Origin of the sequence: Desulfococcus sp. (assembly GCF_050178255.1) — a bacterium.
GTDB classification, from domain to species: domain Bacteria; phylum Desulfobacterota; class Desulfobacteria; order Desulfobacterales; family Desulfococcaceae; genus Desulfococcus; species Desulfococcus multivorans.
In genome coordinates this window covers 75,097-89,653 of the sequence record NZ_JBFXGG010000003.1, presented here as the reverse complement: position 1 = coordinate 89,653, position 14,557 = coordinate 75,097, and the positions used below count along the sequence as shown (strand labels likewise).

Here is a 14,557-nt window from a genome sequence, read left to right as displayed (position 1 = left end):
CAACACACCGAAAATCATCGTCGAAAAAAGCACCCTCCCCGTGAAGACCGCTCTGGCCATGAAGCGAATTTTCGATGCCGGAAATCACAAGACGCGTTTTACGGTCCTCTCCAATCCGGAGTTCCTTGCCGAAGGCACCGCCGTCAATGATCTGAAGCATCCGGATCGGGTATTGATCGGGTCCGACACCTCTCCCGCGGGGATCCGCGCCAGGGAAAGCCTGGTAGATATCTATGCCAGATGGGTCGATCGGGATCGCATCCTTACCACCAATATCTGGAGCAGCGAACTCTCCAAGTTGGTCGCCAACGCCTTTCTCGCCCAGAGAATTTCATCCGTCAACGCCATTTCGGCGCTATGCGAGAAAACCGATGCCGATATTGCCGAGGTGACGCGGGCAGTCGGTATGGACAGCCGTCTGGGAAGCAAGTTCCTCAACGCCAGTGTCGGCTTCGGCGGCTCATGCTTCAAGAAAGACATCCTCAATCTGGTGTATCTTTGCCGATATTACGGTTTGAACGAGGTGGCGGATTACTGGGAGGGCGTCATACGCATCAACGAATACCAGAAGGAACGTTTTGTTGTCAATATGCTGGGAAACATGTTCCACACCCTTAGCGGAAAGCGCATCTGTCTTCTGGGTTTTGCCTTCAAGGCTCACACCGGCGATACCCGGGAGAGCCCCGGCATCTATATCGCAAAGCGGCTCATGGAGGAGCGGGCAAAGCTCGTCGTCACGGATCCGGAGGCACTGGAAAATGCGCGTTTCGAGCTTCAAGGCGTCGAGGGGGATGTCTGCTATACCGAGGATCCCTATGCGGCGACTGACGGTTGCGATGCCGTCGCGCTGATGACCGAGTGGCCTCAATACGCCGCTTTGGACTTCGACAGAATCTTTCGATCCATGGCGCAACCCGCCTTCATCTTCGATGGCAGGAACATCCTGGATCACGCGAAACTCTACACCATCGGGTTTAACGTGTTCCCTATCGGGAAACCGGCCCTGACCCATTTCCACGACGAACCGTCGATAGGCGGATAAACCGTCTTCCGGAGCAAGCCGACGGAACCGACATGGCGGGGCGGCGCCGGATTTTCCGTCCTCAAGCCATGTCCATCCGCTCCTCCAGTTTCCGGATCTCCTCTGAAATCCGTTGTTTTTCCTCGTCCGTCAACCCTTCCTCGACAAGCCGGCGGCGAAGGGCCAGGAGCGTCATCTCCTCGCGGTATTCCGAACAGGTGTATTTCATGAAATCCTTCCTCTTTCGATCGATAAGACGCCGGCACCGTCGAAGATGCCTGAGCAACGCGGCATACACAGGCCTTTTTCCGGAACGGCCTCAAAATCGACGGGTTGCGACAACATCTTCCGCACGACCCCGAACCGGGTGATCCGCGCCGCCGGGTCTCGCCTCATGTCGGCGTCATGCCTATACCCAATTCTTCCGGTATCCGTCAAGGGCTTCACCGCCGCCTTTGATCGTTGTCATCACTTCCGAAGCATGCTAAAAACGAACAATCAACCGAAGAGGGAAGGCTGCGCCTCGCGCGTCAACAGGAGCGAGATGAAAGGATGGACCGTTATGAGCCGTCAATATCGAAATCCGCTGGTTACCGTCGACATCATCATCGAGATGCCCGCATCCCCGAAGGGAGATGCAGTCAAAGGGCAGGAGCCCGGGATTCTCCTCATCGAAAGGCGAAATCCGCCCCGTGGATGGGCCCTGCCCGGTGGGTTTGTCGATTACGGAGAGTCCCTTGAAACCGCGGCGGTGCGCGAAGCCATGGAAGAGACATCTCTTGAAGTCACGCTCCTGGAGCAGTTCCATACCTATTCGGCCCCCGATCGGGACCCCAGGCATCACACCGTGACAACGGTCTACATCGGCCGCGCTTCCGGCATTCCCAAAGCTATGGATGATGCAAGAAATCTGCAAGTGTTCAGAAAGCACGAACTTCCCGCCGATATCGTCTTCGACCATGCCCGCATCATCCGGGATTATTACGATTACAGGGCGTTCGGGAAAAAACCGGACTCCCGGGTTCCTGCGGCGGAATCAGTGGAACCATCATGTTCTTAATGTAATTTCGGCGACGGTTTGGCATGCCGGCGCCGGCTGGATTTCATGGGAAAGATCGCCATGAAACGACATCGGACAAAAAACGATTGTTCAGAGGGTTCGTTCCGACCGTTTGAAAACCTGCGGGATCTCCTCGACGGACGATCGCAGAACATTCGGTCCCTGGATTCACACCGCAGCGGCCCCGACAAGACCGACGGCTGTTCGAAAGGGGAAAATCCTCAAACAGAGCAGGAACTGTTCGCGGATGCCATGGCGGACGTCACACCCATCACCGGGACGCGGCGTCATGCCGCGAAACACCGGCATGCCGGTAACAGATACCCAAAAACCTCCTGTGAACAGAAGACCCTTGAGATTCTGAAGCAGCTGGTGGATTTCGGGCACGGCTTCGAGGTTTCCCATACGCCGGAATATATGGAAGGAAGAGGGTACCGCGTGAGCCGCGAGGTAACGCGAAGGCTTTACAACGGCGATTTTGCCGTCCAGGACCATATCGACCTTCACGGCTTCAATGTCGCCGCGGCCAGGGATGCGTTCATGACGTTCATGGAAAAGGCCGTCACTGACGGCAAACGAGCGGTGCTCATCGTGCACGGCAGAGGGCTTTCATCACCGGTTGGACCGGTCCTCAAGCGCAAGGTTTACGGATGGCTGACCCGCGGCCCCATTCGAAAATGGGTCCTGGCATTCACCAGTGCACGGTCCTGTGACGGCGGCGCGGGCGCCACCTATGTTCTGCTTCGCCTCAGGCCGGTTACGAAGCGATTCAGAAAAAACAGGGACCTCCAGCTCAAGCGTACCGGGAGCCTGTGCCGATAAGGAACGAACGGGCTTACCGGGTGCATGGAAAGATCCTAACCGCCCGACGGGAGAAGATTGCCGTATGCTCATCACGTTTACGGGGGCGATGGCTTCAGCGGCGCTGCTGGGTTTGAGCGCGGGGCTTTCGCCGGGACCGCTGCTCACGCTGGTCATCACCGAAACGCTCAGGAAGGATTCACGGGAGGGCATCAAGGTGGCCCTTTCTCCGCTGCTCACCGACGTCCCGATCATCGTCGTCACGGTGCTGGTGCTCTCCCGGTTGACGGATCACATGCGGTTGATCGGCGTCATTTCCCTCCTGGGCGGCTTTTTCACGGCCTATCTCGGCTATGAAAGCCTCATGTTCAAGGGAGCGGATCCGGCAGTTCAGGCCGCCGTTCCGTCACGATCGCTTCGGCGGGGGGTCGTCGCGAACCTCCTGAACCCCAGCCCTTACCTCTTCTGGCTCTCCATCGGCGCACCTCTGATCCTGGACACATGGCGGGTCGCTCCGGCCGCGGCCGTCGCATTTCTCCTCGTTTTTTATGGACTCCTGGTGGGCGCCAAGATTTTCATCGCCGTGGCCGTTGGGAAATCCCGACATTTCCTGAACAGCGGACATTATGTTCTGGCGATCCGCTGTCTGGGCCTTGCACTGCTGATTTTCGCCGGATATTTTTTCAGGAACGCCTGGGCTCAGTTGGCGGGTGCGTGAACCCATCCTGTCTTACGCGTCAACCTTCGGCTCCCGGACACCGACAGTCGCGTTAAACGCCTTGTGCCGGAGAGGTTATCCTGAGCTGCTCACCGATCTTCCAGAACCCTGAAAAGGTCTGCTCGTGGACCGACGTCTTGATAAAGCTGCTCAATTCATCGACGGTTACGGCGCGGCTTTGATGTTCCGCGTCGTTTATCGTCACCTCGCCGTCCTTCACCGCATAGTTGAGCAGCGCAAGGGTGTACCACCGGGCCGCCTGCATCTGATCCAGAAGAAGGACATTCCCGCCAAGACGATGAAAATGCAGGAACATCTCATTGGTGGATGCCCATTGGGGGGGAGGGGGGATCTCGCAGCGCCGATCCCGGATGTAAAAGGCCCGATTTGAGGGATCGTTTTCCAGAAAATCGATGCCCCGCTTCAGGCCGGCCCGAACGGATGGGCTGTTATGCTCTACATCGATGATGAAAACGGCCTCAAAAAGCGCGCCGTCATCGGGTTGGACGGCGGCCCTCAGATCGATGAACTTGTCCTGCGGGGAATGCAGGGAAACGATTCTGAATCCGCTCGATTCGGGTCGCTCGCTCAAATAAAGCTCGAGAGCCCGGCGCAGTCGGCTCCGATCCGGAGGATACCGGTCGAAATCGGCAACAATGGCACGGAAAGAGGCGTCGAAGGCCTTTTGTAATTGCTCCAGAGGCGTAACAACGCCCTGTGGGTCCTTTTCAGGATAAAGAATGGCGCGAAGACGCTGGTTGGCGATCATGATGACCTGTCTGGGACTGTGGAGGCGGCTTTTGAAAATCCGGACCAACTCGGCCCGGTCAAAAGGAAACAGATCACCGGACGCGCTTTCACCGAGAACGGTGTCGAGACGGCTGCCGATGATCTCAAGGGCCTGGTCGGCATTGCACCCCTTGAGATTGAATTCATTGGTCTCCAGGCGGGTGATGATCTGCTGGTTGAGTTGCTTTCTGAATTTCTCCTCCCACTGGGCGCCTCGAACGAAAACAATCGGAAGTATGGCCTTAGCGGAATCCACCAGATACTCGATCATTTTTCCCAGGGAACGTACCTTGGCCTCGGTGTCGTAGTTTTCAAGCCGATCAAAGCAGACCACCAGGGGACGCCCGTATCGGGTCAGCAGCATGCCGAGGTACCCCAGCATGTTCTGGGCCCGTTGCTCCATCATGGCCGGTGTCTCCTGAACGGGTATCGGAACGCCGAGCAGGGCCGCATCCGAGGGGTCGATGGAAATGCCCTTGAGCCACTCGATGGCCGCGCTCCTTTTTTCACGAATGGGAAATTGAAAGAGCACCTTTAAAAAAGTCTTTGGAATATCCGGAAACCGCTCGCGGGCGTAATCGACGGGATCCGCATGTCGGGGGCCTCTGCCGCGAACCGCTTCATCGTCATCCGCCGCCAGATAAGCAACGGCGGTCTTCACCAGGCGGCGGAGGTCCGCCAGGAGGGGTCGAGGCGTTTTCCGTCTCTGGGCGACCTGCTTCAGCCCTTCCTTGAAATCCATCAACAAGCGCTCCTTCGGCGTCGGTTCACGCCTCGCCGCCGGCGGCGGCGCTCCGACATCATCCAGGATCTTTTCGACGATCAGATCCATCTGGGTCGCCCTGCCGCTGCCGGCAAGAGGATAGCATAGGTTGATGATGACCTCCCTGAGCAGATAGCGATAGGTCTGATCGGCATCCTCGATGGGCTGCATATAGGCGTATGAAAAGAGATGCTGTTCGGACCTGCCGTAATCGAGGATGCGGCTGACGAGGTGGGTCTTGCCGCTTCCCGTTTCGCCGAAAACCATTCCGGCACAGGGAAGATCGGGGGTTCGGATTTTCTGCTCGATGAGATTGACGAGGCCCATGAAAGCCGTCTCGTTGATTGAGGTGACGTCGGGATAGCGAGTTTTCATCGGGTCTCCGACACTCGAAGATACAAAAGGATTTTCCGTCCTCAGCATGTCGAGAATTTCCGGGTTATTTTTCATGGTCTTCTCCCCACCAGCTCAAGGTTATGTAAAGGGTGCCGCCCTCATCTACATAGGATTGCCGGATCTCGTTTTCCGACAACGTCGACGGATCTCCGCCGTGCAATTCGATCACATAGGCCGCCATGAGCTCTTTCAGCAGTCCATCAAATGTTTCATCCGTCCAGTTCAACGCCGCTCGAATGCGATGGATCCTTACAAATCCGCGTCCTTTTCCAATGCGGTCGTAGGCCTCCTTGAACAGGGTTTTGTGATCTCCGGCGTAAACCTTCCGAGGCATCGATGCCGGCTTCACGGGGCGAAGAATCGGCCGCCAGGCATCGTTGAAGGTACAGTGGACACGACCTGAGGCCGTCAGACGGTTGAGGGTTGCGATGTAGTCCCTTTTCAACAGCGGTAATCGATTCCCCAGCGCTTTGACCGACAGCCCCGGCTCCCGCCCTAATTTTTCAAGAATAAGCGCCTCATCCGACAACCAGATGCCGATGTATACGGCCTTCGGTCCTCTGTAAATCCGCAGACCACCGCCAAGGCGGTCCCCCCCCTCCCCGGCACATGCGCCGATTGCCCTTTTCAGGGTTCCCAGCACCTGGGCGCTTCCGGATCGTTTCCGGTTGAGTCCCAATCGTCGAAGTTCCCCGGAGGGAAGGCGGTTTCGGATCTGGTTGACGGTGAGATAGGGTTTTCCCGCTTTGGACAAAATATCGACAATCATCTGTTCCGTGCCGCATCGTCCACGGTCGGCATAATCATTTTCGCTCATGGTGGATGTCCTGGTTTCCGCAAGAGATTTTCCGCGACATCGATGGCCGATCTATGATCATCACATCGATATCGTGCAGCTGTTTTACGTCCCATCTAACAATTTTAAAAAAACCTGTAAAGACCAACTGTTCATGAGGATAAGACCGTTATAAAACAATATTTGCACAGAAAGAGCAAACATGTTAAAAGTTAAAGAATGAATTTGGTGCCTCAAAATTTTGTTGACGCGCAAAAGAAAAAGGGAGCGGGCATTCAATGCCGCTCCCCTAAATGTCTGGTACGCCCGGCAGGATTCGAACCTGCGACCTACGGATTAGAAGTCCGTTGCTCTATCCAGCTGAGCTACGGGCGCTGAAAAAATGAATCTGGCCTATAACATATGTAACCGATGATGTCCACAAAAAACCGCACCAGCGTGGTTTAAGGTTAACATTCTTTAATTCCTTGAAAAAATCTTCTTAACTGATATAAAATATATTTAATTCGATATCATCGATATCATCAATTTCAAGATCATCAATTTCAAGAATGGTGCATATTCAAAAGATGACAAATTCACAACGCGAAAATATAAAAACCGATAGCGGGTCCGCTGCTGAAAAGGTCGAGAAGGTTGAGAGGGTCAAAAAGAAAACCGGCCCCCGGCGAACTACCGACAAATCGCTCGTCAAATTCGATCCGCTTCAGCGCTATCTTTCGGAGGTGAGCCGTTATAAACTGCTGACGAGAGACGAGGAGCGGGAACTCGCCCTCAAGGTCAGAGAATACGGCGACAGGGATGCCGCCTATAGCCTGGTGACCTCCAATCTTCGCCTCGTCGTCAAAATCGCTCTGGAGTTTCAGCGGGTCTGGATGCAGAATCTCCTCGATTTGATCCAGGAGGGCAATATCGGGTTGATGCAGGCGGTCAAAAAATTCGATCCATACAAAAATGTCAAGTTCTCCTATTATGCCTCCTTCTGGATCAAGGCCTACATCCTGAAATTCATCATGGACAATTGGCGACTGGTCAAAATCGGAACGACCCAGGGACAGCGAAAACTCTTTTTCAAGCTCAAAAAAGAGAAGCAGAAACTGATCGACCAGGGATTCGATCCCAAACCCAAACTGCTTTCCCAGCGACTGGGCGTTTCCGAGAGGGAAATCATCGACATGGACCAGCGCCTTGACGGTTGGGATGTCTCTCTGGACGCACCACTCAAGGATGACTCGGATACCGAACGAATCGATTTTTTGAGTACGGGGGCGGAATCGGCCGAAGAGAAGGTCGCCAAAAAAGAAATGGACGTGCTTCTGCACAATAAGATATCAGAATTCAAAAAGAAACTGACGCCAAGGGAGCTTGAGATCTTTGATCTCCGCATCTTCTCGGACAGCCCCGTGACGCTGCAGGAAATCGGTGACCGCTACAGCATATCCAGGGAGCGCGTTCGGCAGGTGGAAAAAAACGTCGTAAAAAAGATGCGGGAATTTTTCAAACGGGAAATCGTCGACTTCGACGCCTACAGAGAGGGGGACAGCCTTTCCTGACGTGTGACGCCGGCCCTTGACGGTTCCGCGACAAGACCGATGCCGGCGCCGCGCACCATTCTCGACGCCGTGGCGCACCTGTCGGCCGACCGCGTTGACGAGGGTTTCGCAAGCCCTGGCCCCGAACCTTTTTCGGAACCGTCTGAACACCGATCTTTTACGAATGCATCAACTCTTACGTCACCAGAAACAACGTCATGAAAATTATCATCAAACCGTCAGTCGTTTCCGCGCTCATCTGCATATTGTGCCTTTCCATAAGTGCCGGATGCATGCGAAGCAAGCCATCACCCCCGATTTCCCCGTCCGCCGTCCCCTCCATGGCGCCGTTTCTGACGGATATGCCGGACGAGTTGATCGACAGCATCAAATCGGGATCCGATCAAAACGGTGATCGATACCGTTATTTCATCGAATCCCAACTGATGCGCAAAAGGGGCAACGTGGAAAAAGCGATCGAGCTTCTCGAAAAAGCCCTGGCACTCGATCCCGAATCCATCTACATCAAGAAGGAACTGGCCAGCCTTTTTCTGCGGCAGAAAAATACCGAAAAGGCTTTGGCGCTGGTCCGGGAGATGCTCTCGGCCAGACCTGAAGATATCCAGCTCATGATCTTCTATGGAAAACTGCAGCAGGGGCTCAAGAACGAAGACGAGGCCGCCGCGATCTACGAGAAGATTCTGCAGATCGACCCGTCGCAAAAAGAGATCTATCTCCGCCTCGGTGCCGTTTATATGGAAAAAGGCGATCGGAACAACGCCTTCAGAATTTACCGACGCCTGATCCGGGAATTTCCGGATTCATATGTCGGCCATTTCTTTATGGGTAAAATCTACGCGGATCAGGGGAACGTTTCGAGGGCCGAGCAGGAATTCAAGCAGACCCTGACTTTGGAGCCGGATCTGGAAGAGCCCCGGTTCGAGTTGGCCGATATCTACCGGCAACAGGGCCGGCAGCGGGACGTGGAGGCGATATACCGGCAGATCCTTGAAAAAGCGCCTGACAATTTCAGGGCGGCCTTCGCACTGGGATACTTTTATCACGCCGTAGGAAAGGCGAAGGCCGCCGATGCCGTTCTGGCGCCTCTGGGCAAGGCCGCCGCGGAAGAGTCCGAGGTCATCAGAACGCTGATCCAGTTCTACGTTGAACAGAAAAAATACGATGAGACCGCCGTCATTATCGAAGGTATGCTGAAAGGCATGCCGACCCACTCGGACCTCCACTATATTGCCGGTATCGCCTACGACGGTCTCAAAAACGAAAGGATGATGCTCAAACACCTGAAACAGGTGACGCCGGCATCGGTCTTCTACCCCAATGCCGTGGTGAGCATCGCTTTTTACTACCAGGAAAAAGGGAACACCCAGGAGGCCGTCGCGTACCTCAGGGAGGTGAATCGCCAGGTGCCGGACAATCCGGATTTTCGCCTTTATCTCGCAACATTTTACGAGGATGCCAAGCAGTACCATCTGGCCGAGCAAACCCTGCTGGAAGGGCTCAAGGCCATACCGGACAATGTCAATCTCTATTTTCGCCTCGGGGTGGTATATGATAAACAGGAGCGTAAAGAAGACTCCATCGCCATGATGAAAAAAGTCATTCACCTCGAACCCCGGAACGCCAACGCCCTGAACTACCTGGGGTATACCTATGCCGACCTGGGCAAAAATCTCGAGGAGGCGGAGGCGCTTATCCGTGAAGCGCTTAAATACAAGCCCGACGACGGATATATCATCGACAGTCTGGGATGGGTCTACTTTCAACGGGGCGAGTATGAAGAGGCATTGAAATACCTGACCAGGGCCGCTTCATTGGTCCCGGATGATCCGATCATCCTGGAACACGTGGGCGATGCGCATTTCAAACTCAACAATTTCAAAACCGCTCTGGAATACTACCGCAAATCGCTATCCAAAAGAGAAGAGGAAGATCGGTCGGAGATTCAGGACAAGATCCGTGAAGCGATGCAGGCGGCGGAGGAATTCTGATGGGAAGGCGCAACGGACACATCCGGAACGTGTTGATTACGGCGGCAGTCATGCTTCTTCTGGGCGGATGTGCCGGCTTGGGGCCCGCCCCCAAGCCGACGGAGACAACGCCCTACACACGCAACATGATTTCCCGGCTGAGCCTTCAAAACGCGGCGTTGACCACCTTCAAAGGTACGGGAACCGTTCGTCTGGTCTCCAGGGACGGAGAACAAAGAAACGCTCGGGTGGCCTGGATCGGGGAGGCCCCCGACAAGCTTCGGCTGTCCGTTCTCAACATCGGAGGGCTTCCGATGACGACCATGGCCGCCGACGGGAAGAATTTTTTCATGGCCTCCCACACCCCCAAAAAGTTCTTCAAGACCCGGGCCTCGAATCCGAATCTCGACAAATTGATCGGCATCCGTCTGAACGTTGAGGAAATCATAGAATTCCTGAGAGGCCGGGTCCCGATACGACAATTTGACCATGCCGCCGCGGAAACGGATGCCGCAACCGACGAGATACGCCTGACCCTGTCGGGACCACGAGGAAGGATTCTTGAAAAGATCGTGCTTTCCGAGGACACCGGAAGCATAACATCGGTCGAGATGTATGACGCCAGGGAGAATTGGATGTATACGGCCGATTTTTCAGACCATCGGGAGATGAACGGCTACAAGGTGCCGTTTCAGATCGATATCTTGAGTCGCGGGGATCGGCTGCGGCTTCGCATCCAACGATACTGGCGCCAAGCCTCGACAGAGCCGTCCACCTTCATGCTGCTGGAGTCGGAAATGTGATTACGACGATCTGTTTTGCCGTGGATTCAAGCCTTGGAAAACTCTGCAAATGGCTCCGTATTCTCGGGTTTGACACGATATTGGAAGACGATTTTTCCGCTTCGCGACGCACCGCTCTGGCAAAGGAAGGGCGCTGCCTGCTCACCCGCATCACGGCGCTGAAAAACTCACCCCACGACGGTCGGTTGATCTTTATCCGCGCAAACGATCCCTTCGAACAGCTGGGACAGGTCATTACGGAAACGGGCATCTCCATCGCCGACGTAGACCTGTTTTCGAGATGTATTCGCTGCAACCGGACGCTTTCAGGCGTGGACAGGGCGTTGGTGCTGAACCGGGTACCCGATTACATCGCCGAGACCGTAGACAATTTTCACCAGTGCGCCGAATGCGGCCGAATCTACTGGCACGGGAGTCACGGAAATCGTATGCGCAGGAGGGTCGCACAACTCTTCGGGCTTTCGGATGACAACCCGAGCCGGCAAAGGATGGGCGATGCAGAACCTGGGTGAGTTGCAGGAGATCTTCAACCGTCGGGAAGCCCGAATCCTCTCTCCGTCGGCGGCACTCAGCAGGGACGGACGACGCAGAAAGACCGAAGACAGGATTGTCGCCGGCTACCGGCAGGCCTACTCCCTGGATGTGGACCGGATTCTCCATTCCCTCGCCTATACCCGGTATATCGACAAGACCCAGGTCTTTTATCTCGTGGAGAACGACCACATCACTCACCGGGTGCTTCATGTTCAACTGGTGTCAAAGATCAGTCGAACCATCGGCCGCTTTCTCGGATTGAATGAGGATCTCATCGAGGCCATCGCGTTGGGGCATGATATCGGACATGTCCCCTTCGGGCACGAAGGGGAAAACTTTCTTTCAAAACTCTGCCGGGATCATGGTATCGGACATTTCCGCCACAATGTCCAGAGCGTTCAATTCCTGGACAAGGTAGAGCGCAAGGGGAGAGGATGGAATCTATGTCTCCAGACCCTCGACGGCATCCTGTGCCACGACGGAGAAATTCACAATCAGCGGATCGCGCCGGCCCGCGGCAAGACTTTCGAGAACCTCGACCGGGAAACAGATCAAAAAAAAGCCGATCCCGACACCGTACTGACCCCCATGACGCTTGAAGGCTGCGTGGTGCGGTTTTCGGATACCATCGGCTACATCGGCCGGGACATCGAGGACGCCATCCGGCTGGGACTGATTCGCCGAAGCGACCTTCCCCGAAACAGCGTTTCACTCCTGGGGGATACCAACGGCAGCATCGTGTACGCCCTGGTGACCGATATCATCAAAACCAGCGCCGACAACGACACCATCGCCTTCAGCGACGAGATCTCTCATGCACTGAACGCCCTGAAAGCGTTCAACTACGACCGCATTTACCTCAACCCCGTCATCAAAAAACACTCGAACACCCTGAAAACGCTTTTCGACCTTCTTTTCAACCGTTATCTGGAGGATCTTGAAAAAGGGGACGAGCGATCAGGGATCTATACCCGGTTTTTTTCAGACATGTCGGACGAATACAAAAACACCCACAGCAATGAAGAGGTGGTCCGGGACTTCATTGCCGGCATGACGGACACCTATTTTCTGAACCAGTGCCCGCCGGAGCTTCGACCCATGCCCTTCAAGCTTCCCTTTGCGTCGGCGCCCCGACGGTGATAAACGCCGGCAGACCGGCCTGTTCCTGAAGGAATGGGACGCCCTGGTGCCGGAGCGGACCGGGGGCCCGCAAATGAAACGAAGAAGAACGGTTTTTTCGCCGCTATCGCCCCTTTTTGATCAATGAAGAAAGCGAGGTTCATCATTATGGACGTTTATCCCATTCCAATGGTTCCGGGCCCCGTGAAGGTCCCGGAAGAAATCCTTCGAGTCTACCAGACCAATTACGGCGCCCCGGGTCTGGAGGCGTCGTTCTGGGACCTTTATCATGAAACCGAATCCCGACTGCAACAGATTCTGGAAACCCGGAATCGGGTCGTCATCCAGACCGGCGAGGGCATGCTTGCCCTGTGGACCGCCCTTCGCAGCTGCCTGAAACCCGGAGACAGGGTATTGTCCGTCGCCACGGGCGTATTCGGTTACGGCATCGCGGACATGGCAAGATCCATCGGCGCCGAGGTCATGACGGTCGGGCTGGAATACCATGAAACCCTGAATGACCTCAGACCCGTGGAAAAGGCCGTCGAGGAGTTCAACCCCAGAATGATTACCGCCGTTCATTGCGAAACCCCGTCGGGGACGCTCAACCCGCTGGACGGGCTCGGCAAGCTGAAGGAGGCCATGGGTGTGCCGCTGCTCTATGCCGATGTGGTCTCCAGTGCGGGCGGCACACCGGTCCGGGTCGACGCGTGTCATGTGGATCTTGCCCTCGGCGGCTCACAGAAATGTCTTTCCGCGCCGCCCTGCATGGCCTTCCTGTCCATCAGCGACCGGGCCTGGGAGGAGATCGAACGCGTCGATTACAACGGATATGACGCCCTGAAACCCTTCCGCCGGATCGAAGAGACCCGACGGTTTCCCTACACGCCATACTGGCACGGGGTAGCCGCCTTGAATGCCGGCGCGGCGTTGCTGTTGGCCCCGGGTCTTGACGAAAGCTTCAACCGGCACGAATCGATTGCGCGGCATTGCCGAAAAGCCATCGTCGATATGGGGCTCGATCTGTTCCCGTCGCCCCAGGCCGTTCCCTCGCCCACGGTAACCGCCGTCCGGGTTCCCGAAACCCTGCCGTGGGAGGAGTTGGATCGTCGTCTGCGGCAGAAGGGGCTGGTGGTGGGCGGCAGCCACGGCAAACTGGCCGGCAAGGTTTTCCGGCTCGGCCACATGGGCAGCCAGGCGGACACGGCGCTTCTGGAAAAGGCTCTGACGGTTCTGGCGGATGTCGTCGGCGGCACCGGCAGGCAGCGATGATACACGAACCCCGCGTCTACAGAGAATTCGTCGATATCGGCCGCCGCACCTATTTCAAGGTCAGGGTCAAGGAGACGGATCTTTTTGTCCATGCCCGGAAAAATCTCGAATCCCTGACCCGGGATCTCGTGCTGAAACACCGGTCCTATATCGAGGGGTATATTCGGGACAATCCCGACTTTGCGACGTCTCTCGCGCCCCTGCAGAGCGTCGGACCCGCACCCGCCGTCATCAGGGACATGATCACGGCGGGCCAAAGCGCGGGGGTGGGGCCGATGGCCGCGGTTGCCGGGGCGCTGTCCGAACACGTCGGCCGTGAGCTTCTTGCCTGTTCCCCGGAGATCATCGTGGAGAACGGCGGAGACGTCTTCATCAAGGCCGATGCACCCCTGACCGTCGCCCTTTTCGCGGGCAGGTCCCCTATGAGCCTCAGGATCGGCCTCAGGATCGATGCATCCCGGGAGGCGACAGCCGTCTGCACCTCCTCGGGGACCATCGGCCACTCTCTCAGTTTGGGTTCCGCGGATGCCGTTTGTGTGGTATCCTCCTCATGCGCTCTGGCCGATGCCGTCGCAACAGCCGTCGGCAACCGCGTCCGATCGGTGGCGGATATTCAGCAGGCCCTGGCGTTTGGAAGGCGAATCAAAGGCGTCGCGGGCGTCGTGATCGTCAAGGGAGATAAATTGGGGGTATGGGGCAACCTGGAACTCGTTCCGATAACCCTGAAGAGAAGCGCTTCCGCTCCTGCCGTCGGCATTAAATAAACCTCAACTTTCGGCTTTCATAATGGTGACCGGATGAAGGTGTCGGGAGGATGCGGCCCGCGCCCCTTCAGCGGTGAGTTTTAGTGCCGCTTAAGCGCCGCGGAGGATCAGGGGCCCGGATTGTTTGAGCGCAAGCGAGTTTCCGGGCCGTCCGGAGCAAGCTTTAGCGGCACTTGAACGAAACCGCGCGGGGCGCGGGCC

14 protein-coding genes and 1 tRNA gene are annotated in these 14,557 nt (G+C 56.2%); 11 read left to right on the top strand and 4 right to left on the bottom strand.

The annotated features are described in order from the left end of the window. Positions 1 to 1,042 (top strand): nucleotide sugar dehydrogenase (locus AB7S84_RS01805; RefSeq protein WP_428152800.1); only part of this gene is annotated, 1,042 nt, incomplete at its 5' end. Positions 1,043 to 1,103: 61 nt separating this feature from the next. On the opposite strand, the gene AB7S84_RS01800 is transcribed toward AB7S84_RS01805, so the two are convergent. Continuing rightward, positions 1,104 to 1,250, bottom strand: a complete 147-nt coding sequence (locus AB7S84_RS01800) for a hypothetical protein (RefSeq protein WP_020878604.1) — start codon at positions 1,248 to 1,250, stop codon at positions 1,104 to 1,106. A 315-nt stretch (positions 1,251 to 1,565) separates the two neighbouring features. Here AB7S84_RS01800 and AB7S84_RS01795 point away from each other — a divergent pair, with 315 nt between their 5' ends. The 3 genes from AB7S84_RS01795 (at position 1,566) to AB7S84_RS01785 (ending at position 3,600) form a co-directional block, all read left to right on the top strand. Beyond that, positions 1,566 to 2,081: an NUDIX domain-containing protein gene (locus tag AB7S84_RS01795; RefSeq protein ID WP_020878603.1), complete on the top strand. Its 516-nt coding sequence runs from the start codon at positions 1,566 to 1,568 to the stop codon at positions 2,079 to 2,081. 60 nt (positions 2,082 to 2,141) lie between these two features. Continuing rightward, the gene (locus tag AB7S84_RS01790) at positions 2,142 to 2,903 is read left to right on the top strand and encodes a Smr/MutS family protein (protein ID WP_428152799.1); all 762 of its coding nucleotides are present in this window, start codon (positions 2,142 to 2,144) and stop codon (positions 2,901 to 2,903) included. Positions 2,904 to 2,967: 64 nt separating this feature from the next. Next, a complete protein-coding gene (locus AB7S84_RS01785; RefSeq protein WP_020878601.1) occupies positions 2,968 to 3,600 on the top strand; it encodes a LysE family translocator in 633 nt (210 codons plus the stop codon). A gap of 52 nt (positions 3,601 to 3,652) precedes the next feature. Here the strand turns inward: AB7S84_RS01785 and AB7S84_RS01780 are convergent, their stop codons facing one another. From AB7S84_RS01780 to AB7S84_RS01770, 3 genes are all read right to left on the bottom strand, one after another. Next, positions 3,653 to 5,602, bottom strand: a complete 1,950-nt coding sequence (locus AB7S84_RS01780) for an ATP-binding protein (RefSeq protein ID WP_020878600.1) — start codon at positions 5,600 to 5,602, stop codon at positions 3,653 to 3,655. Continuing rightward, positions 5,592 to 6,365, bottom strand: coding sequence for a hypothetical protein (locus AB7S84_RS01775; protein ID WP_020878599.1), 774 nt, complete (start codon positions 6,363 to 6,365; stop codon positions 5,592 to 5,594). The genes AB7S84_RS01780 and AB7S84_RS01775 overlap by 11 nt, the downstream gene beginning before the upstream one ends. Positions 6,366 to 6,642: 277 nt before the next feature. Then, positions 6,643 to 6,719 (bottom strand) — tRNA-Arg (locus tag AB7S84_RS01770). Between the two features lie 194 nt (positions 6,720 to 6,913). On the opposite strand from AB7S84_RS01770, the gene AB7S84_RS01765 reads away from it, so the two are divergent. The 7 genes from AB7S84_RS01765 to AB7S84_RS01735 all read left to right on the top strand — a co-directional run bounded on the left by AB7S84_RS01765 (position 6,914) and on the right by AB7S84_RS01735 (position 14,356). Further along, positions 6,914 to 7,897 (top strand): sigma-70 family RNA polymerase sigma factor, encoded by a 984-nt coding sequence (locus AB7S84_RS01765; protein ID WP_040416702.1) that lies wholly within the window; start codon positions 6,914 to 6,916, stop codon positions 7,895 to 7,897. A gap of 197 nt (positions 7,898 to 8,094) precedes the next feature. Continuing rightward, positions 8,095 to 9,885: a tetratricopeptide repeat protein gene (locus AB7S84_RS01760; RefSeq protein ID WP_428152798.1), complete on the top strand. Its 1,791-nt coding sequence runs from the start codon at positions 8,095 to 8,097 to the stop codon at positions 9,883 to 9,885. After that, positions 9,885 to 10,667 carry a DUF4292 domain-containing protein gene (locus AB7S84_RS01755; RefSeq protein ID WP_020878596.1) on the top strand — a complete coding sequence of 261 codons (783 nt, stop codon included), beginning with the start codon at positions 9,885 to 9,887 and terminating at the stop codon, positions 10,665 to 10,667. The genes AB7S84_RS01760 and AB7S84_RS01755 overlap by 1 nt, the downstream gene beginning before the upstream one ends. Then, positions 10,664 to 11,179 carry a DUF82 domain-containing protein gene (locus AB7S84_RS01750; protein WP_020878595.1) on the top strand — a complete coding sequence of 172 codons (516 nt, stop codon included), beginning with the start codon at positions 10,664 to 10,666 and terminating at the stop codon, positions 11,177 to 11,179. Before AB7S84_RS01755 ends, AB7S84_RS01750 begins: the two co-directional genes overlap by 4 nt. Further along, positions 11,163 to 12,341: a deoxyguanosinetriphosphate triphosphohydrolase family protein gene (locus tag AB7S84_RS01745; protein ID WP_020878594.1), complete on the top strand. Its 1,179-nt coding sequence runs from the start codon at positions 11,163 to 11,165 to the stop codon at positions 12,339 to 12,341. The genes AB7S84_RS01750 and AB7S84_RS01745 overlap by 17 nt, the downstream gene beginning before the upstream one ends. A 147-nt stretch (positions 12,342 to 12,488) precedes the next feature. After that, positions 12,489 to 13,592: a pyridoxal-phosphate-dependent aminotransferase family protein gene (locus tag AB7S84_RS01740; RefSeq protein ID WP_020878593.1), complete on the top strand. Its 1,104-nt coding sequence runs from the start codon at positions 12,489 to 12,491 to the stop codon at positions 13,590 to 13,592. Continuing rightward, on the top strand, positions 13,589 to 14,356 hold the full coding sequence (locus AB7S84_RS01735; RefSeq protein WP_020878592.1) for a UPF0280 family protein: 768 nt from the start codon (positions 13,589 to 13,591) through the stop codon (positions 14,354 to 14,356). The genes AB7S84_RS01740 and AB7S84_RS01735 overlap by 4 nt, the downstream gene beginning before the upstream one ends. Positions 14,357 to 14,557: the final 201 nt, after the last annotated feature.

Bases quoted from the DNA above. Each gene is read 5' to 3' on its own strand.
- AB7S84_RS01780 (WP_020878600.1), bottom strand. From the start codon at position 5,602: ATGAAAAATAACCCGGAAATTCTCGACATGCTGAGGACGGAAAATCCT.
- AB7S84_RS01735 (WP_020878592.1), top strand. From the start codon at position 13,589: ATGATACACGAACCCCGCGTCTACAGAGAATTCGTCGATATCGGCCGC.
- AB7S84_RS01775 (WP_020878599.1), bottom strand. From the start codon at position 6,365: ATGAGCGAAAATGATTATGCCGACCGTGGACGATGCGGCACGGAACAG.
- AB7S84_RS01795 (WP_020878603.1), top strand. From the start codon at position 1,566: ATGAAAGGATGGACCGTTATGAGCCGTCAATATCGAAATCCGCTGGTT.
- AB7S84_RS01800 (WP_020878604.1), bottom strand. From the start codon at position 1,250: ATGAAATACACCTGTTCGGAATACCGCGAGGAGATGACGCTCCTGGCC.
- AB7S84_RS01790 (WP_428152799.1), top strand. From the start codon at position 2,142: ATGAAACGACATCGGACAAAAAACGATTGTTCAGAGGGTTCGTTCCGA.
- AB7S84_RS01755 (WP_020878596.1), top strand. From the start codon at position 9,885: ATGGGAAGGCGCAACGGACACATCCGGAACGTGTTGATTACGGCGGCA.
- AB7S84_RS01765 (WP_040416702.1), top strand. From the start codon at position 6,914: ATGACAAATTCACAACGCGAAAATATAAAAACCGATAGCGGGTCCGCT.
- AB7S84_RS01740 (WP_020878593.1), top strand. From the start codon at position 12,489: ATGGACGTTTATCCCATTCCAATGGTTCCGGGCCCCGTGAAGGTCCCG.
- AB7S84_RS01760 (WP_428152798.1), top strand. From the start codon at position 8,095: ATGAAAATTATCATCAAACCGTCAGTCGTTTCCGCGCTCATCTGCATA.
- AB7S84_RS01785 (WP_020878601.1), top strand. From the start codon at position 2,968: ATGCTCATCACGTTTACGGGGGCGATGGCTTCAGCGGCGCTGCTGGGT.
- AB7S84_RS01745 (WP_020878594.1), top strand. From the start codon at position 11,163: ATGCAGAACCTGGGTGAGTTGCAGGAGATCTTCAACCGTCGGGAAGCC.